Source organism: Nitrosomonas sp. (genome assembly GCF_019752415.1).
Taxonomy (GTDB): domain Bacteria; phylum Pseudomonadota; class Gammaproteobacteria; order Burkholderiales; family Nitrosomonadaceae; genus Nitrosomonas.
On the sequence record NZ_JAIEME010000080.1, the window covers coordinates 1 to 19,032 of the forward strand.

At 43.8% G+C, this 19,032-nt stretch carries 19 protein-coding genes, 1 tRNA gene and 1 pseudogene; 8 read left to right on the forward strand and 13 right to left on the reverse strand.

Annotated elements, in window-relative coordinates:
• Positions 1-203 precede the first annotated feature (203 nt).
• The 9 genes from K2P83_RS12010 to K2P83_RS12050 form a co-directional block, all read right to left on the reverse strand.
• Positions 204-416, reverse strand: a complete 213-nt coding sequence (locus tag K2P83_RS12010) for an RNA-binding S4 domain-containing protein (RefSeq protein WP_013967076.1) — start codon at positions 414-416, stop codon at positions 204-206.
• Positions 413-658 (reverse strand): VF530 family protein, encoded by a 246-nt coding sequence (locus K2P83_RS12015; protein WP_292929494.1) that lies wholly within the window; start codon positions 656-658, stop codon positions 413-415. The genes K2P83_RS12010 and K2P83_RS12015 overlap by 4 nt, the downstream gene beginning before the upstream one ends.
• A gap of 248 nt (positions 659-906) precedes the next feature.
• Entirely contained in the window at positions 907-1,575 is a 669-nt protein-coding gene (locus K2P83_RS12020; protein WP_292929496.1) for an NAD(P)H-dependent oxidoreductase, read from the reverse strand.
• Between the two features lie 90 nt (positions 1,576-1,665).
• Positions 1,666-2,061: a hypothetical protein gene (locus K2P83_RS12025; RefSeq protein ID WP_292929498.1), complete on the reverse strand. Its 396-nt coding sequence runs from the start codon at positions 2,059-2,061 to the stop codon at positions 1,666-1,668.
• Positions 2,062-2,348: 287 nt separating this feature from the next.
• Complete coding sequence (mgtE, locus tag K2P83_RS12030) at positions 2,349-3,791, reverse strand: magnesium transporter (protein WP_292929500.1); 1,443 nt, start codon at positions 3,789-3,791, stop codon at positions 2,349-2,351.
• Between the two features lie 328 nt (positions 3,792-4,119).
• Entirely contained in the window at positions 4,120-4,938 is an 819-nt protein-coding gene (gene aroE / locus K2P83_RS12035) for a shikimate dehydrogenase (protein WP_292929502.1), read from the reverse strand.
• A gap of 67 nt (positions 4,939-5,005) precedes the next feature.
• The gene (locus K2P83_RS12040) at positions 5,006-5,923 is read right to left on the reverse strand and encodes an energy transducer TonB (RefSeq protein ID WP_292929504.1); all 918 of its coding nucleotides are present in this window, start codon (positions 5,921-5,923) and stop codon (positions 5,006-5,008) included.
• Positions 5,924-6,187: 264 nt separating this feature from the next.
• Positions 6,188-8,044 (reverse strand): RNB domain-containing ribonuclease, encoded by a 1,857-nt coding sequence (locus tag K2P83_RS12045; protein WP_292929506.1) that lies wholly within the window; start codon positions 8,042-8,044, stop codon positions 6,188-6,190.
• A gap of 285 nt (positions 8,045-8,329) precedes the next feature.
• Positions 8,330-8,794: a DUF721 domain-containing protein gene (locus tag K2P83_RS12050; RefSeq protein WP_292929508.1), complete on the reverse strand. Its 465-nt coding sequence runs from the start codon at positions 8,792-8,794 to the stop codon at positions 8,330-8,332.
• A gap of 35 nt (positions 8,795-8,829) precedes the next feature.
• Here K2P83_RS12050 and K2P83_RS12055 point away from each other — a divergent pair, with 35 nt between their 5' ends.
• The 8 genes from K2P83_RS12055 (at position 8,830) to K2P83_RS12090 (ending at position 16,697) form a co-directional block, all read left to right on the forward strand.
• Positions 8,830-9,747 (forward strand): M23 family metallopeptidase, encoded by a 918-nt coding sequence (locus tag K2P83_RS12055; protein ID WP_292929510.1) that lies wholly within the window; start codon positions 8,830-8,832, stop codon positions 9,745-9,747.
• Between the two features lie 249 nt (positions 9,748-9,996).
• Positions 9,997-12,729 carry a preprotein translocase subunit SecA gene (secA, locus tag K2P83_RS12060; RefSeq protein ID WP_292929512.1) on the forward strand — a complete coding sequence of 911 codons (2,733 nt, stop codon included), beginning with the start codon at positions 9,997-9,999 and terminating at the stop codon, positions 12,727-12,729.
• Between the two features lie 216 nt (positions 12,730-12,945).
• Positions 12,946-13,554: a ubiquinol-cytochrome c reductase iron-sulfur subunit gene (gene petA / locus K2P83_RS12065; protein ID WP_292929514.1), complete on the forward strand. Its 609-nt coding sequence runs from the start codon at positions 12,946-12,948 to the stop codon at positions 13,552-13,554.
• Positions 13,555-14,790, forward strand: coding sequence for a cytochrome b N-terminal domain-containing protein (locus K2P83_RS12070; RefSeq protein ID WP_292929516.1), 1,236 nt, complete (start codon positions 13,555-13,557; stop codon positions 14,788-14,790).
• A 4-nt stretch (positions 14,791-14,794) separates the two neighbouring features.
• Positions 14,795-15,520: a cytochrome c1 gene (locus K2P83_RS12075; protein WP_292929518.1), complete on the forward strand. Its 726-nt coding sequence runs from the start codon at positions 14,795-14,797 to the stop codon at positions 15,518-15,520.
• A 47-nt stretch (positions 15,521-15,567) separates the two neighbouring features.
• Entirely contained in the window at positions 15,568-16,167 is a 600-nt protein-coding gene (locus K2P83_RS12080) for a glutathione S-transferase N-terminal domain-containing protein (RefSeq protein ID WP_292929520.1), read from the forward strand.
• Positions 16,164-16,592, forward strand: coding sequence for a ClpXP protease specificity-enhancing factor (locus K2P83_RS12085; RefSeq protein ID WP_292929522.1), 429 nt, complete (start codon positions 16,164-16,166; stop codon positions 16,590-16,592). The genes K2P83_RS12080 and K2P83_RS12085 overlap by 4 nt, the downstream gene beginning before the upstream one ends.
• A gap of 29 nt (positions 16,593-16,621) precedes the next feature.
• Positions 16,622-16,697 (forward strand) — tRNA-Thr (locus K2P83_RS12090).
• A gap of 34 nt (positions 16,698-16,731) precedes the next feature.
• On the opposite strand, the pseudogene K2P83_RS12095 reads toward K2P83_RS12090, so the two are convergent.
• The 4 genes and pseudogenes from K2P83_RS12095 to K2P83_RS12115 all read right to left on the reverse strand — a co-directional run.
• Positions 16,732-17,708 (reverse strand): annotated as a pseudogene (locus K2P83_RS12095) (site-specific integrase).
• Positions 17,618-17,947: a helix-turn-helix domain-containing protein gene (locus tag K2P83_RS14355; RefSeq protein WP_090322377.1), complete on the reverse strand. Its 330-nt coding sequence runs from the start codon at positions 17,945-17,947 to the stop codon at positions 17,618-17,620. Before K2P83_RS14355 ends, K2P83_RS12095 begins: the two are co-directional and overlap by 91 nt.
• Positions 17,948-17,978: 31 nt before the next feature.
• Entirely contained in the window at positions 17,979-18,407 is a 429-nt protein-coding gene (locus K2P83_RS12110; RefSeq protein WP_292929528.1) for a conjugal transfer protein TraM, read from the reverse strand.
• Positions 18,404-19,032, reverse strand: a 629-nt coding sequence (locus K2P83_RS12115) for a conjugal transfer protein TraL (protein WP_292929529.1), incomplete at its 5' end; no start/stop codon positions are given. The genes K2P83_RS12110 and K2P83_RS12115, both read right to left, overlap by 4 nt.

Below are 19,032 nucleotides of genomic sequence, written 5' to 3' on the forward strand. Positions count from 1 at the left end.
GCCTTGAAATGCCACACCGGCCATTTTTTGCTGCACATTTTGCCCGCCGAGCGCTTGGATTTCATTGGCGAGTATGCCTTCCATCGCTTTCGGCGTGGTGGCGAAGAGTTGGTATTGCGTCATGATTCGCGGCTGTGGTCTGGATAGTCGCGTAGGATACTCGAATGTGCTGCCACCGCGCTGGCTTTTTTGAACCGGATGGCTCAGGGTGTTACGGTGATTTGCTCCCGGGCATATTCCACCACTTGACCATTACGGATCTTGCAAGTTTTGCGCAACTCAACCTGACCATCCACCTTGACCTTACCCTTGGCGATTACCACCTTGGCTGCGCCACCGCTTCCGCACAGGCCGGTGATCTTCAACAGATCATTCAATGCGATCGTGTCGTGGCCTTTAAGACTGAATTCACTCATGATTTACCTTGTTTCAATTGGATGTAGATAGCTTCGACTTTCTCTCTGGCCCACGGCGTTTTGCGCAGAAATTTTAGACTCGACTTGATGCTGGGGTCTTGCTTGAAGCAATTGATGTCCACCTTTTTGACCAGCCCCTCCCAGCTATAATGCGCATGCAGCTCAATCAGCAATGCTTCCAAGGTAACGCCTTGCAAGGGGTTTTTGGATTGCGGGTGCTGGATATTTTCGGGGCTGGGCATGGTGATAGGGTGAATTGTTAACTGGGTTGTATTATACGTGGAGCAATCGCTCGGGTATGAAGCATTTGAAACACCCGACAGGTATTTTTCGTACTCAGCGTGCAGCCTGTGGTGGGAGCGGTTTGCACCGCGCTGTTGGATAATTCATTCACTGAGGGAGCTGAAGAACTGTCATTTCGAGCATAGCGAGAACTCTATACGGTTGATTCGAAAAGATTCCTCACTGCGTTCGGAATGACAAAGATGGGTTATTCAGAGTCTCTTGAGGGAGAATTTCTTTGCGACGGATCTCTTTTGAATGCTGGCACCTGTTTGTGCGGGTCGATAGCGTTACGCTGATTTTGCGCGGCGGATGCCCACCAGGTGAGTTGCGTGAAGGCTCTGGCGAAATAGCTTATCCATCTTTCCACATCGACGGGCTCGAGAAAATTTCCATCTTCCGCGAGCACTTCATGCGCCATGGGAATATGGATCATCGCCGAAACCGGCAAACAACCCAACTCCGACAGAAAAGACCGCATGCCTACCGCTGCTCTGACACCGCCCCATTGCCCCGCCGAATAAGTAACAATCACGCTGGGTTTGTACGAAAACAACGAACTGCCGAAGTGATTGAGCAAATGCGCCAAAGCCGGACTCAGCGAGTGATTGTATTCCGGACTTACCATGACATAACCGTCCGCGGCGGCGATCTTATCCGCCAAGGCTTGGAGCTGAGCAGGCGCTTTGCCCTGCGCATAAGCAAAGTGCGGTTTGAATATGAGCCCAAGATCAAAATCCAGCGGATCGATCAGTTCTGCTGAAATATCGCCTTGGTGAAGCTGTGCCACGCAAGCTCTTGCGATTCTCAAACCAAGCCGGGGTGGGTTGGGGGGTGAGCTGTCTCGAACTGTGCCGAGGAAGATTAGGAATTTCATCGATATACTATGAAAAGTTGGTATAAGGTAAAAGTGAGGGGCTGCGTGCTTTTGTGCAGTCCCTCTTGATTGTTGCCGGGTTGGGCAAATTCATTCACCGCTGATTTCAGGGACTGAAGGCCAGTTGGGGCGATTTGCCTTAACCCAGTTTTTTAACTTCCTTCTCGCTGAATCGCCAGCAGTATCGATTTTTAGCAGAACACAAACCTCCTTCCATGTATTTAAATCTTTTCTTCCTTTAAGCTCAGGTACGCTTGCCGCCCACTGTTGAGGGCTAGGGGAGGGAGTCCTCTTTGGTTCTTTCCTTACTGTGGCCAATGGTTCCGACAACAACTGATCCAGCTCGTCGTCTACTTTCTTTATTTTAATATGCTCTTGTAGAACACGCTTTAGCGCGGTGTTAAACGAGAGATTCTCAAAGGGCTTCGGTTTTGCAAGCCGTTCCACTAATGCAGCAATATCTTCATCGACGGTAAACTGTGGCATATGAATCTCCTATGTAGAATGAAGCACTAGTGTATTACTATATATCACTAGTGTCAATGTAATTTCACTAGTGATTTGTGACTGCCTCATGTAGTAATGCGTAGGAAGTTGTTGCAGAAAGTGTGGGAGTCAGATTTATACGCTCGACTTGATATATATGACATGATTTGTCCAGTAATACTCAGGAAGTGTTGTTTAATCATGGTTAGGAATAGATATCTTGTTGTTAAAATTATTAAAAGTTATAGCAATCGCACAAACTCTGTCAGCCAATGTGCCATTGTTTTTTACAACAAGAAAATCGTCGCCAAACCCAGAAAAATAAAGAATCCGCCACTATCTGTCACCGCAGTAATCATTACGCTGGAGCCGATCGCCGGGTCGCGGCCGAATTTGCGCAGGGTCAGCGGAATCAGTACACCGAGCAGAGCTGCCAGCAGCAGATTCAACACCAGTGCCAAGGTCATGACCAGACCGAGTTCGGCGTTCTGATAAATGGCGAAGGTAAACAAACCGACGATGGTTCCCCACAGCAGGCCGTTGACGATACTGACACCGACTTCTTTGCTGATCAATTTCCAGGCGCTGCTGGTGTTGATTTGATCGAGTGCCAGCGCGCGCACGATCATGGTGATGGTTTGATTGCCGGAGTTGCCGCCGATGCCGGCGATAATCGGCATCAGCGCGGCGAGTGCGACCAGTTTTTCGATCGAATCTTCAAACACGCCGATGACGCGGGAAGCGATAAAAGCGGTGACCAGATTGATGGCCAGCCAGACCCAGCGGTTTTTAACGCTCTTTAACACCGGTGCAAAAAGATCTTCTTCTTCGCTCAAACCGGCCAGATTCAACGCTTCATTCTCGGCTTTGTCGCGGATGAAATCGATTACGGTGTTGACAGTGACGCGGCCCAGCAGTTTATCGTTCTCGTCGACCACGGAAGCGGAAACCAGGTCATAACGCTCGAACGCATTGGCCGCCTGCTGAGCGACATCGTCTGGTTGCAATTTGATTATTTCGTTGGTCATGACATCGGCAACGAGGGTATCCGGATCGCTGACGAGCAGGCGGTTAATCAGCAATACGCCTTTTAACTGTTCATCCCGGTCAACCACGAAGAGCTGATCGGTATGATCCGGCATTTCGTCCCACATGCGTAAATAACGCAAAACCACTTCCAGCCGGACATCTTCACGAATTGTGATGACATCGAAATCCATTAAGGCACCGACGGAATCTTCCGGGTACGACATGGCAGCACGCAATTGTTCGCGTTCTTCCACGGGGAGCGAGCGGAAAACATCGTCCATCACTTCCTGCGGCAAATCAGGGGCAAGATCGGCGATCTCGTTGGCATCCAGATATTCCGTCGCCGCGACCAATTCCTGATTGTGCATGTCGGTAATCAGTGTGGCACGCACGGCATCGGAGGTTTCCAGCAAAACTTCTCCGTCCCGGTCCGATTTGACCATGCTCCAGATCAGCAGCCGGTCTTCCAGCGGCAGCGCTTCGAGGATCAGCGCGATGTCGGCGGGGTGGAGTTGATCCAGGAAATGTTGCAGCTCGGACAGATTTCTTTTCTGTACCGAGGATTCAGCCAGCGATTCATCCGGAGCATCCTGCAAATTCACCAGGCCTTCCACCAGTTTGTATTTGCGCAGCAGGTAAGTTGCCTGTTGTTGCGGGGTCGGTGAATTTTCCGGATCGTCGTTGTTATTTATTTCGGTCATAACGGATTGTCGCTTGCAAGACGGTTAGTATTATTGTGAGTCAGCCCAGCGCGTTTATACGCTAAACAGTTTGCAGTTTGATGACCGGAAAGTATAACCCTCCCTACGATACCAATACCATTAAATTATCCGAAGGATAGTGAAATCATTTAAGGAGTCTCTGATTAAGTCCTTTGACAGGCTCAGGACGAGCGGTAATATATTGACCACGTACCTGGTGAGCGTGTCGAACCATGGATGTAATCAATTTGATCAGACTCCAAGTGGTTCGATGGAATTTCTACAGGGCCGCTTTCAAGTGAAAAGCATCTGCCTGAGCGGAATGCATTCAGATCTGAGATTTCAGCATGGCGATCACCGGTTTTGTTTGGGGACGGATGCCGCGCCATAGCAAGAAGGATTCAGCCGCTTGTTCCACCAGCATGCCGATACCGTCGGCTATCTGATGCGTGCCATTTTGTTGTGCGAATTTGAGAAAACGTGTGGGTTCCTGACGATACATCATATCGTAGGCGAGGGTAGCCTGCGCAAAAACACCGGCGGGTATTTCGGGCAACGCATCGTGCAGGCTGGCGGAGGTTGCATTGATGATGATGTCAAAATGCGCATCGGAAAAATGCATAAAATCGCCCGCGATGCTATTGCCATAGCGATTGAACTGTTCCTGAAGTGCTACTGCTTTAGCGGGAGTTCTGTTAGCAATGGCCAGCAGCGAGGGGTTTTGTTGTAGCAGCGGCAGAATGACGCCGCGTGCGGCGCCGCCAGCACCTAGCAGCAATATGCGTTTTTCTGCGATGGGAATTCCCAGATTGCATTCGATGTCGCGGACTAATCCTGCGCCATCGGTGTTATCACCGAGAATTTCATCGTTTTTGAATTTAAGTGTATTGACCGCCTGCGCGATGGTTGCCCGTTCCGTTAAACGGGTGGCTAGCCGGTAAGCTTCGAGCTTGAATGGCACAGTAACATTCATGCCTTTGCCGCCGTGCTGGCGGAAGTTTTCTACAGTTGCTTCGAAACCATCCAGTGGCGCCAGGAGCGCGTCATACTGCATGGATTGTTCTGCTTGTTGCGCAAAGTTTTTGTGGATTAAGGGTGATTTGCTATGTGAAATGGGGTTGCCAATTACGGCGTAAGAATCGAGCATGGGTTGAGAAATACTTGGTTAAGTTGGAAGTTGGAATTAGGAGCCGTTTCCGGTTGCCTATGGATGACTACTGACTCAGCAGCATGTCCGAAGCTGCGAAGACCCAGGTGCGGGTAATATGCAGAATATCTGTATCCTGTCTGATATCTGGCGGGAAAGGCGAAAATCCATTTTGCCCGGCGAGTTTTACAATATTGATGGCGGCGTCATCCAGGATTTTTTCTCCGGATGAGCGATTGATTTCAATCGACTCCACACTGCCATCCGCCCGAATGCTGACAGTAAGCTGTAAGTTGCCATAGAGTTTATCTTTTCTGGCAGCTTCGGGGTAATTCAAATTACCGATGCGTTCGACCTTCATGCGCCAATCCTCGACATAGCGCGCAAAGCGGTATTCTTTGGTGCGCGCGCCGACAAATTTGCGTTTTGGACGCTTCTGATAGCTATCATGATCTTGATCAATTTGTGCTCTGAGGCGGGCGATATCAAGACTGCGTAGCAATAATTCAGTCGGATCTGTTGTGACTGGCATGCTTTCGGCTTCGTTCTTGTGTTCGCTGGGTTGTTCGATTTGCGGGATGTCGCTGACCGCAGCCATCAGTTTCTTGGCTTCCTGTTCCAGTTGTTTAACTTTCTGCTGGGCTACGTTGTTATCGATGACCGGTTTGCTTTTAGGCAGTACCGGAAAGGGTGTTTTTGCCCGGCGATCGGCGTCCGTGTTGCCGCCACCGTCGAGATTGTCTTGCGCAAGCAGTTCGGTTTCTTTCGGTTTGGTCAGTGTCTTGTTGTTAACCAGCACAACTTCCAGAGATGAAGCGATTTTGTCGAATTTCGGTTGAGGGAACTGAAAAGTCACGCCAAAAAGAATGATGACATGCAGTAGCATGGAAGCAACTATCGCTACAACCATGCGATTGGTTTGGGAAGATAGATAACCGCCCAGCGTTGCTGGTGTGGTTTTGTGTAGTTGAATAGTAACTGCCAAAGGGTTAAACCTTGAAAATTAAGTCTTAGTTAGGAGTCTGTCGGACTTAAGATCAATCTGCTGTGCCAGTGGGATAACGCTTCATATTTCCTCAATTTCTCGTTGTATAGATCGACTATGCGCCTCAAAATAGAGAAAATATTAGAGAAAATATGCACTCGTTTTTCCACTCGGCTCGCTACGATTGCTTGAGTCCGACAGACTCCTAGTTCATGCAATTATATTATTTTAGGCAACAGATTCATCATAAATTTGGAGATTCGCTTAGGTGTCTTGTTTTTGCAGGAATTCTGAGTGCACGCTACGCTCTAGCAGATCCACTTGAGATAATTTAAGTTTGACGTAAGTACCCGGCGCCATCTCGGGGAGTGAAGGTACCCGTGTGACGAATGGAATATGATCAAATTTCACTAAATTTTCTTTAATGACCTGTGCGTTAATGGTTTGAATATTTTCCTGCAATAGCCAGCGTAAACACCAGTAACGTTCCATCGCCCGCTGGAATTCGCTATAAATCCCATAGGCTGTTTCAAAGTCTCGCATCGCGATTAAGAGACTGGTGCTCTCTTTGGTATAGTGCGGCGGTTCGGCGCGCAGCATGGCAATGAGTTGCCGCTGATTGATCAGATCAACATAACGTCGCATGGGGGAACTGCTCCAGGCGTATTGTGAGACACCCAATCCTTGGTGAGGGGCAGGTGAAGTGCTCATCTTGACCTTGCCATTGGCTTGGCTGCGAAAGATGCCGGTAATGCCCGCGTCGGTTAATTGTTTGCCCCACTCCGTATTGACATAGATCATCAGCTCAGACACCACTTTGTCAATGGGCGATCCGCGCCGGCGTTCGCTGATTGCGATGTGGTCATTTTTGATTTCAAAACTATAGTCAATTTTGTCATTATTCGTATCGCTCGTTTTGCCACGTTGGCTTTCCATCTTGCAGGAAAATTTCCATAGTAGGCTCAATTCCTTGTTAAAGGTGTGTTCAAAGTCGCCTTTGCTTAATGTGGTTTCGTTGAAATGCTGTTCGAGTGAATTGTGACGCAAATTGGCTGCAATTTTTATTTTCTCAATCCGGCTTTCTGTGCTTTTGACAGTAAAATCATCCGCTACATCAAGATACAGGGAAAGCACAGGGCATAACCGGTTTTCTGCTAATGTGAAGTGGTTAATCGTGACATCCGGCAGCATGGTGATTTTGTTTCCCGGCAGATAAACCGTCGAAAGTCGTGATGAAGCAGCTTTATCGAGCGTTGACTCGGGATCGATCCCCAGCGCCGGAGCTGCAATATGTATACCGATGCGGAAACTGCCAAATGCTAAGGGGGTAACAGAAAAAGCATCATCAATTTCTGTCGTTGAGGCATCGTCGATACTGAATGCCACTACATCTGCGACAGGTAAGCCGGAGAAATCGTTCGCTACTTGATGTGGTTCAAATTCGCCAAACCCGATGCCTTCAGGAAAATATTCCCAGACAAACTGATTGAAGTGGTAATCGTGTGAGGACGGAATGGCACCACACTTTTCCATCAGCTTTACGACAGTGAGTTTTTTTTCGGTACAGACCGCTTCGAGTGCTTTCCACTCAATTGAATTTTTATCCGGTTTGTAGAGTAAATTAGGGATGCGCGGTTCAAATTCCTCTGGCAGCACAAACTGATTTAATTGTTCCACATAACAGGCTTGTTGCGCTGCTTGCAGGCGTTTCTTTTCTTGACCGGCTAAAGCCGCTTTCAGTGCATCCGGTGGTGCTGCTTTATAGTGTCCGTGCCCTTTTTTATAAAAATACATTGGCGCGCTTTGCAGCAGCAGCAAAGTGGCAGCAGCTTCAACCGGATTGGGTGTATGGCCAAAGTAATCGGCTGCCAGGGTGTCGCTGGCAAATTCGGTATCCTGTATGCAGCATTCCCAGAGAAAATCCGGATCCAATTCATCGGCTATTTTTTGCACATGATTCATGAATTCGGATAAGGGCGGCGCATCAAATCGGAATAGCACCGACGTTGCTTTGATCTTTGATCGTTTGCCATGCAAAGCCTCTATCTGTAACGAGGTATTGTTGTCAGCCAGTATGGCGCCAACCTTAAAGGTTCCAGCTTCTTCGTAAAAAACATTCATAAGATTGTTTTTATTATTACGGACGGATAGTTAGAACAGAACTGCATCGGGAGAGATTGAGCCATCATCGGAAAATTAAAGGTTTAACATACAATTCATGAAGGTTTTTTTGTAATGTATTAACCTGATCAACAATTCTGCATTATATACGAGACATTTGCTAAAGATAAAAAGCAGTAGACAATTGTTGCCAAAAATAGTGCCAGCCTATTTCACAGAACCGGCTGAAACTGTTGATAAGGCTTCAGAATGCTGCGGGTATTTAAAAAGAGGAAATAATATGATTTAATCGTTTATGTGTTTTTTTACAAATAACTGAATGGTGTTTTTTAGCTCGGAATCAGGCAATGTTGTAGCTAATTGACTTAAACAATCTTTTCCGGTCTGGCTCAATTTTAATTTTTCCTTGGGATATCCTTTATCTGCAAGTGTTTTGGTGTTTTTTGCAAAGTTATGTGCTTGCACCAAAATTTGAATTGAAGTAACTTCCCATCCTAGTTCTTGCAGCTTGAGCAGCACTGAGGGCGAAATTTGCTTAAGTTTTGAAGCAATAGCGCCATTCTCGGTCATTATTGTCAGCCTGCCATTTGAAGTTTGACTCAAGACGCAATGCTGGGCTAATTGCGCGGGAATAAGCTTAGAGAAGATTAGTTGATCTGCATATAATTGATGAGCCAAAGAGAATAAGTTTTCATATTCAGGCGTCTTGCCAAGAAGATTAAGATAAGAATTAACTTTATAAGAGGTCATATGGTTATTTAAAAAATATCCAATGAATAAAAAATATGAATATTATTTTTATTTCTGATAAATCAGAACGAGCAAGAAAGATAACATTAACCAGGCTACACATTACATTATTCACAAGTGCTTTTCTATTCGTTACCATAACATTAGCATTGAGTTTAAACTTTTTTTCATTGCGCTACGCTGATCGGGTCGATGCGCCAGTTTTAAGAGCGGTATTAGTCAATCCACAAGAAGAAAGACATCAAAAAATTCAGACCCATTTGCAAGATAATCTAAATATCATGGCCATTAAATTGGGACAAATGCAGGCGCAATTATTACGCTTAGATGCCCTGGGTGAACGTCTGGCAGAGTCTTCCGGCATCAAGTCGCGAGATTTTCTTTTGAATGAAGTTCCGGGGCAAGGTGGCTCACGGACTGATCATTCGTCTGAAGAATTAACATTTACTGAATTTAATCATAAGCTTCAGGAATTATCCAACATGTTGGATGAAAGGACAGATAAACTGGGCGCATTAGATTCTTTATTACGTCACGACAGATTAGCAAAATATGTTCTGCCTTCTGAAATGCCAGTTGATACAGATTGGTATTCTTCCGGCTATGGATACCGAATTGATCCATTTACAGGGAAGAGAGCATTTCATGAAGGTGTGGATTTTTCTGCTGAGATAGGAACGCCGATAAAAGCTGCAGCTGGTGGCGTGGTGGTCTTTTCTGATCGACATCCTGAATATGGTAATATGATCGAGATTGATCATGGAGATAGCTTGGTGAGTCGTTATGCGCATGCTTCTAAACGTTTGGTGGAACTGGGGCAGGTCGTATTGCAGGGGCAGAAGATAGCTGAAGTGGGCAATACGGGACGTTCTACAGGAGCGCATCTGCATTTCGAGATTCGTCATAGAGACAAACCGCTTAATCCATCCAGTTTTCTGAAAAAATCGAGCTAATCCGAATTTTAGAGCAGCTGATTATTTGTGCATGTATGCTTTTTGTTGAGTATTCTTCAGTTCATCGTGCGCAATTTAATTATGGAGTAGCCTTTGGCGGTGAGTTTTGTTTTATGCCAAGAGATTTTAGTTCGCCCTATAAATATTATAAATTTAGTTGATAATTCATTAAAGTATTTCTGTGGGTGAGGTAAAATCTCACCCTTTGTTTTTTAAACTAATTGTTTAAATAGAATTTCTAGAGACATTATGCTAAGTAATCTACTTAAGAAGATTTTTGGTAGCCGTAATGATCGGATGGTTAAGCAGTATTTTCAAGCCGTGCGTATTATTAACGACATGGAATCAGCTATCGCAGGTTTGTCGGATACTGAATTACGTGCCAAAACAGACGAGTTCAAGCAGCGCATTCATAATGGAGAATCTTTGGATGTGTTATTGCCAGAAGCATTCGCCGTGGTTCGCGAAGTCGGTAAACGGGTTCTGGAAATGCGCCATTTTGATGTGCAGCTTATCGGCGGTATGGTCTTGCACGAGGGCAAGATTGCTGAGATGCGTACTGGTGAGGGTAAAACCCTTATGGCAACTTTACCTGCATATCTGAACGCGTTGGCGGGTAAAGGTGTGCATATCGTTACTGTGAATGATTATTTGGCAAAGCGCGATGCGGATTGGATGGGGAGAATTTATCAATTCCTCGGAATGAGCGTGGGTGTGATCTATGCACAGATGCCGCATAGTGATAAGCAGGCTGCATATGCTGCAGATATTACTTATGGCACCAATAACGAGTATGGTTTTGATTATTTACGAGATAATATGGTGACGCATGCTTATGAGCGTGCGCAACGTTTACTCAATTTTGCAATTGTGGATGAAGTGGATTCAATCCTGATTGATGAAGCACGTACGCCGTTGATTATTTCGGGTCAGGCAGAAGGCGATACTGAAATATATGTACGTATTAATGCGCTGATTCCTAAGCTGACACGCCAGGAAACAGAAGATAGTCCAGGTGACTATAGTGTGGATGAGAAATCTCACCAGGTTACACTTAGCGAAGCGGGTTTTGAGCATTCAGAAAAGTTGCTGGCAACAGCTGGCTTGCTGAAATCAGGAACCAGTCTTTATGATCCAGCTAATATCAATTTGATACATCATCTGAATGCGGGATTACGTGCACATAACTTATATTTTCTTGATCAAAATTATGTCGTACAGAATGGTGAAGTAATTATTGTTGACGAGTTTACCGGTCGTCTGATGGCTGGTCGCCGCTGGTCCGATGGATTACATCAGGCTGTAGAGGCGAAAGAAGGCGTTGCAATTCAGAAAGAGAATCAGACACTTGCCTCTATTACTTTTCAGAATTATTTTCGTATGTATCAGAGATTATCCGGTATGACCGGAACTGCTGATACCGAGGCTGCTGAGTTCCAGCAAATCTATGGGTTAGAGACGGTTATCATTCCAACGCATCGTCCGATGATTCGTGATGATCGTATGGATCAAGTGTTTCGTACAACGAAAGAAAAAAATGAAGCAATTATTCAAGGAATCAAGGAATGTTATGAACATGGACAGCCAGTATTGGTGGGTACAACATCAATTGAGAATAATGAGTTGTTGTCCAGGCTACTGGAACGGGAGAAGCTGCCGCATCAGGTCTTGAATGCCAAACAGCATGCCAGTGAAGCGGGTATTGTTGTGCAAGCTGGCCGGCCTAAAATGATTACCATTGCAACAAATATGGCGGGTCGTGGTACGGATATTGTGTTGGGTGGTAATCCGGAGCCGGAGATAGAGCGGATACGGCATGACGAGAAATTAAGTGAAGAGGAAAAAGAAAAACAGATTAATGAAGCTTATGCTAGATGGAAGATCGCTCATGAAGAGGTTTTGAGTAAAGGCGGTTTGCACATTATTGGTACTGAGCGACATGAATCTCGTCGAGTGGATAATCAGTTGCGTGGTCGTTCAGGTCGACAAGGGGATCCAGGATCCAGTCGTTTTTATCTTTCACTTGAGGATCCTTTGCTACGTATATTTGCGTCAGATCGCGTTGCTAATATTATGACGCGTCTCAAAATGCCCGAAGGAGAAGCTATTGAACATCCTTGGGTTACTCGTGCTATTGAAAATGCTCAGCGTAAAGTAGAAGCGAGAAATTTTGATATGCGTAAGCAGTTGCTGGAGTTTGATGATGTGGCTAACGATCAACGTAATGTGATTTATCAACAGCGTAATGGATTATTAGAAGAAGATCATGATATTTCAGAAACAATTACGGCGATACGCGAGAATGTTTTAAGTAATTTGTTCAGCTTATATATTCCCCCCCAGAGTGTTGAAGAGCAATGGGATGTGCAGGGTTTGGAAAAAGCGCTTGCAGCGGAATATCAGTTACACTTTCCTTTGCGAGAATGGCTCGAAAAAGAACCAGAGTTGCACGAAGAAAACTTGTTTGAACGTATTATTGACCTGGCAAATGAACAATATCAAGCAAAAGTCGGAAAGGTTGGCGCTGAACCAATGCATCACTATGAGCGTGCTGTAATGCTGCAAAGTTTGGATTCGCATTGGCGGGAACATCTGGCGGCATTGGATCATTTGCGCCAAGGCATACACTTGCGTGGTTACGCACAGAAAAATCCAAAGCAGGAATATAAACGCGAAGCTTTTGAGCTTTTTACCAATATGCTCGAAGAGATCAAGAACGAGGTCTCAAAAATACTTTTAACTGTGCAAATAAAGAGTGAGCAGCAAGTAGAAGCAGTGGCAGAGTCACTAAGATCGCCAGAAAATATACAATTTCATCATGATTCCTACAGGGAATCTCTGGCCGAGGAAGCCGAGTACGAGCGAAATCATGATGAGAAAGTTCAACCTTTTGTGCGCCAAAACGAAAAAGTTGGTCGTAACCAGTTGTGTCCTTGTGGATCCGGTAAAAAATATAAGCAGTGCCATGGAAAGGTTAAATAGATACTCAAGAAAGAGAGCTGTCTTGTATGTATTTTGGTGGTTTTCTCCATTGAAATACTTTAAGTTCTCTATAATCCTTAATATGGTTATGGTATACTGCCCGCTTTTGTAGTTTATAGTTTCTAAATTTGCTCGTGAAAGTGGTGGGAAGTAGATAAAATTAATCTTTTTATTGATACCCTTACATGAAAAATATAACTGATGGAATAGTCGAATATGGCTGATAGTTTTAGCATACCTGATCAAATGAGCGGCAGAAGAAAATTCTTGGTCGCAGTAACATCTGTAGCAGGCGGTATTGCGGGAGTTGCAATTGCAACTCCCTTTATGATGAGTATGATGCCTAGTGAAAGGGCTAAAGCGGCTGGGGCGCCAGTAGAGGTTGATATATCAAAGCTTGAGCCTGGTATGCTTTTGATGGTTGAATGGCGCGGAAAAGTCGTATGGGTTTTAAACCGCACTCCAGAAATGCTTGAGACACTTGTGAAAGTAGAAAATGAGCTGGCTGACCCTAATTCAGAAAAACCACAGCAACCGGAATATGCTCAAAATCGTACGCGATCAATCAAACCGGAAATCCTCGTTACTGAGGGTGTGTGCACACACCTAGGATGTTCGCCTGTATTTCGGAAGGAGATTGCTCCTGCGGATTTAGGTCCAGATTGGCTGGGCGGATTTTTCTGTCCTTGTCATGGATCAAAATTTGATTTGGCTGGCCGCGTATATAAAAGTGTACCGGCTCCAACTAATATGGTTGTTCCTCCTCATGTATATTTGAGCGATAGCCGTCTTTTAATTGGAGCTACAAGCGAGGGATCTGTGTAAATGAATAAGATAATTGAATGGATCGATAAACGATTTCCATTGACGTCAAATTGGAAAGCACATCTTTCCGAATATTATGCCCCTAAGAACTTTAATTTCTGGTATTTTTTTGGCTCATTAGCCTTGTTGGTTCTGGTTAACCAGATACTTACCGGAATTTTTCTCACGATGAATTATAAGCCGGATGCCGGTATGGCATTTGCTTCTGTTGAATATATCATGCGAGATGTGGATTATGGTTGGTTAATTCGCTATATGCATTCAACAGGTGCTTCCATGTTTTTTGTCGTGGTCTATCTGCACATGTTCCGTGGAATGATGTACGGTTCTTATCAAAAGCCACGAGAGCTATTGTGGTTAGTGGGTATGGCAATATTCCTTGTGCTGATGAGTTTAGCTTTTACTGGATATATCTTACCTTGGGGACAAATGTCTTACTGGGGCGCGCAAGTGATTGTAAGTATGTTTGGAGCAATTCCGACTATTGGAGAATCTCTCCAACAATGGGTGTTGGGTGATTTTACACTTTCGGATGTTGCGCTCAATCGTTTCTTTGCGTATCACGTTGTTACATTGCCCCTAATAATGTTAGTTTTGGTGTTCGCGCATATTCTAGCATTGCATGAAGTTGGATCAAATAATCCAGATGGCATTGAAATAAAAGCAAATAAAAATCCAAAAACTGGCATCCCTGTCGATGGAATACCTTTTCATCCTTATTACTCTGTAAAAGATATAGTCGGTGTCGTGGTATTTTTAATGGTGTTTTGTGGAATTGTCTTCTTTGCCCCGGAAATGGGGGGGTATTTTTTAGAATACAATAATTTTATACCTGCTAACACATTGCAAACACCAGATCATATAGCACCCGTATGGTATTTCACGCCCTATTACTCCATGCTTAGAGCAGTCACTGTCAATTTTCTATGGATAGATGCGAAGTTGTGGGGTGTGATATTGATGGCTGCTTCTGTGGTTATCTTTGCCTTCTTACCTTGGCTGGATAGAAGTCCGGTTAAATCGATACGCTATAAAGGTAAATATTTCAAGACAGCCTTGACGCTTTTTGTGATTAGCTTTTTCGTATTGGGTTGGCTCGGAACAAAATCTCCAACTCCTTTATATACTTTATTAGCGCAAATCTTTACAGTCATCTATTTTGCTTTCTTTATTTTAATGCCGTGGTATAGCAAGATAGATAAAACAAAACCTGAGCCCAAAAGAGTAAAAGAGTAAAAAAATGAAGAAAATAACAATCGTTATATTTATTTTATGTATGACTCTGTTTAGTGACTTGTTCGCTGCAGAGTCTGGCATGGCATTAGATAGCGCTCCAATTAGCACATCTGACAATGCTTCGTTGCAGCGTGGCGCAGAGAGTTTTGTTAACTATTGCCTAACTTGTCATGGTGCAAGCTATATGCGCTATAACCGTCATTATGATATCGGATTTACTAATGAAGAAATACTTACTAAGCTGATATTTACAGGTCAGAAAGTAGGCGGTCTGATGGAATCTGCAATGCAGAAAAAAGAAGGTGAAGAATGGTTTGGTGTTGCGCCGCCTGACTTATCAGTGATAGCTCGTTCGCGAGGGGCAGACTGGTTATACACTTATCTGCGGGCTTTTTATCGTGACGATTCCACTGCGACTGGATGGAACAATCTTGTTTTTGATCGTGCAGCAATGCCACATGTTTTTTATCAATTACAGGGTGAGCAGAAATTGATAGTTAAAACAAGTGATAAAGGTGAGCAGAAGACCTTGGTGCTTGATAAACAAGGTGAAATGACAAAGTCGGAGTTTGACAGCTTTGTCGGTGATTTAGTTAACTATCTGGTTTATCTAGGTGAGCCTCACGCAAATGCCCGTAGGGAGTTAGGGCTCAAAGTTATGGCTTTTCTTTTAGGTATGCTGATTTTATCCTATGCACTAAAAAGAGAATATTGGAAAGATATTCATTGATATAAAACTTGCTGAATATATTGTAACGAAGTTCGGGAATAGAAGTTATGATGACACTATATTCAACAATTACATGTCCATACAGCCATCGTTGCCGGATAGTTCTGCACGAAAAGGATATGGATTTTCAGGTAATTGACGTCGATCCAAATAATAAATCAGAAGACTTGGCTGTAATGAGTCCTTATGGAAGAGCTCCTGTACTTGTGGAACGCGATCTTGTGTTATATGAATCAAATATCATTAATGAATATATTGATGATCGCTTTCCACACCCGCAATTAATGCCAGCAGATCCTGTAATGCGGGCCCGTGCGCGTTTATTGTTGTTTCGTTTCGAACAAGAATTGTTCTGTTATATCGATGCATTTGATGGTTCAGATCAGAAAGCAATAGATAAAGCTCGTACTGTGATAGCAGATAATCTGACGATTATATCTCCAATTTTTGAGAAACAAAGGTTCATGCTTGGCGATGATTTTTCAATGCTTGACGTTGCGATAGCGCCTCTACTGTGGCGACTTGAACATTTTGGAATTCGCCTTCCTAAACAAGCTGCACCGTTGTTAAAGTATTCGGAAAGATTGTTTAGTCGACCGCTATTTATTGATGCATTATCAGCTTCAGAAAAAATAATGCGGAAATGAGCACTAATTCAACGAAGCCCTATTTAATTCGTTCGATTTATGACTGGTGTATTGATAGTGGTTTTACACCATATGTTTCTGTAAAAGCCGATCCGGATTTAGACATTCCAATAGAGCATGTGAGGAATGGCGAAATAGTTTTTAATATAAGTGTAAAAGCTGCACATGAACTCATTATTAGTAATGATTTTATCAGCTTTACTGCACGATTCGATGGTGTATCAAGAAAACTAAAGATTCCGGTTGCCGCTGTTAAGGGGATTTTTGCGAAAGAAGTAAATCAAGGAATAGCATTTTCTTCTGAGAATAAAGAAAAAGAGAATCAAGTAATTACAGATAACGAACAACAAAGTAGTACAATTCAGAATTCTTTAACATACCAAACAAAAAAAACACTCAAACCCAATCTTAGGGTAATCAAATGACGTGAGTTTAGGTTTGAACATATTAAGTTGCCGGCATAGCTCAGATGGTAGAGCAGCTGATTTGTAATCAGAAGGTCCCGAGTTCGATTCTTGGTGTCGGCACCATAAAATCAATGGGTTAGATTGATTTTATCATCTTCTAATTTTCCACTTGTGTCAAAATTGTGTCATTCAGAATTTCATCTACAACCATTGCATGTTTTCTGAATTGTTCGGGTGCCAAATGAGCATAACGTTTCACCATCTCAGTTGACTCCCAAGCTCCCATTTCTTGAATTACATTTAACGGCACACCTTTTTGAGTTAACCAACTGGCCCAAGTATGGCGCAAATCATGCCAACGGAAATCTTCTATTCCTGCTCTTCTTAGTGCTTTCCGCCATGCCCTGGTATTGACCTGAATAATTGGTTTTCCTTGGTAAGTAAACACTCTTAACGAATGTTTGCCAACCTGCTTTCTCAGAACTTCCATAGCCGTTGCATTCAGTGAAATATGAATGCTTTTTCTTGCTTTGGCTTGATCTGCATGAATCCATGCAACATTTCTCTGCAAATCAACCTGAGACCATTCCAAATCAGTAACATTGCGTTTGCGCAATCCTGTTGAAAGTGAAAACTTTACCAAATCAACCAAATGCTCACGTAATTCATTTAGTAATATTTGTACTTGCTCAGGTGCTATCCAACGAATCCGCCGTTTGGGTTCCTTATATAGCCGGATAAAGGGTGCTTTCTCAATCCATTCCCAATCTAAAGCTGCTCTTCGTAGAATGGCCCGAATTGTAGCCAAATAACGATTGAAGGTGAAGTTTCTTTACATTTTATTTCACCTACTTCAGCAATCACTTCCCGAGTTAATTCAGAAAGTAATTGGCCTCTAAAAAACTGTTGAAACCACGCAACTTGCTTCATGTCCTGCTTATGTGAAGCCTTATGTTGTGTCTCCATCAGCCATTTATAAGCCGCTTCATCCCAAGTCCGCTTTGGCTTATCCCCCAGTCTTGCAACACGCCAGGATTCCGCTTTCAGCTTATCGTGGAATTCTTGCGCCTGGGTTTTATCTTCAGTTGCAGCAGAGCATCTAACTCGCTCGCCGCTTGGTGTGGTGAAACTAATCCACCACGTCTTACCACGTTTACAGAGTGACATAATTGTTTCTCCTCATGTCCCACTTGCAACGCTTGCCGAGTGCAAGCATATAACGAGCGAATATGATCAGCAAGATCATCTTCAATAAATGCCCACCGTTTCCCTAATTTTGCACCCGGAATAATTCCCGCTTTAGCGCGACGACGCACTTCTTCAGGGTGCAGCTTCAAGAATTGGGCAGCTTCACTTAAATTTAGCGTTCTCATGGACTATCCAACTTATTTTTAGAAAATCTTGCTATAACAAAATTAAAAATATGATTACAACTGAAATCAAGAGTAAGGTTGATGCCAGTAAATTAATGATGGCCGCCTGCCTGGAAATTCTGGTGAGATCGTAATTTTCCTGACCCTCTCTACTTTTTATCTTTTCATCGATCAGCTGAATACAGCTTTCCAGGAATTGGTCTCGTGTTAATTGCGCGCTACTGTTGGATGAATTAATCAGCGCATTGGATTTTTTGGTCGAATATTCACACCACCGATTAAAGTTTTCTTCCAATATCGCATGGTAATTACTTAACAGCTCAGCATGGGCTTCTTTATTTTGTTCCAGCAATACTTCGTTGAGCGTATGCATCATCAATACCGGATCGTCCTGTGACAGAACAATGCCGTGTTCTGACGCGATTCTTTCAATGAGCACATCTAATTTGTCGGTATTCATGTTAAAACCGCAGCCACATTTTCAATATTGATAAAGAGCTGTCTGCGGATAATCGTTAATCTCTGACGTACCATCACCGGCAAAGCACTATTTTTAAGCGCTTCATCAAAGGTGAATTTCGATTGCAGAATCTCACTTAAATCTTTGCCAAAAGTCTCAGGCTTGTAGTGCGGAATTCGGATAATGGCGGATACTCTGGCTTTGTTATCCACATACGCTTTCATTTCCTCAAACTGCTTGCCATTCATGGTGATTTCACCCCAATAGGGATTTAACCAAACGACAAACAATGCTTCTTTGGGAAACTGTTTAATCAGCTGCACAAAACCATTCAATGTATCCAACAAAGCCTGACTGCCGGTGATGACAGTATGTACAACCAGTTCATGCCCCATATCCAGAAGTAAGGCGGGTATCTGATTGCTGATGAGATAATGCGACATGGGCACAAAGGTGCTGGCACCATTATCAATAATGACGTCATTTTCTGCTTTGGCGATCAATTCAATTAAATCATCAAACTTTCTCGGATCAATCTCATCATTGTTCATGACATTAATCTGCTTAACATTGAGTTTTTTAAAGCCATAAAAAGTGGCATTAACCGGATCGGTATCAATGCATA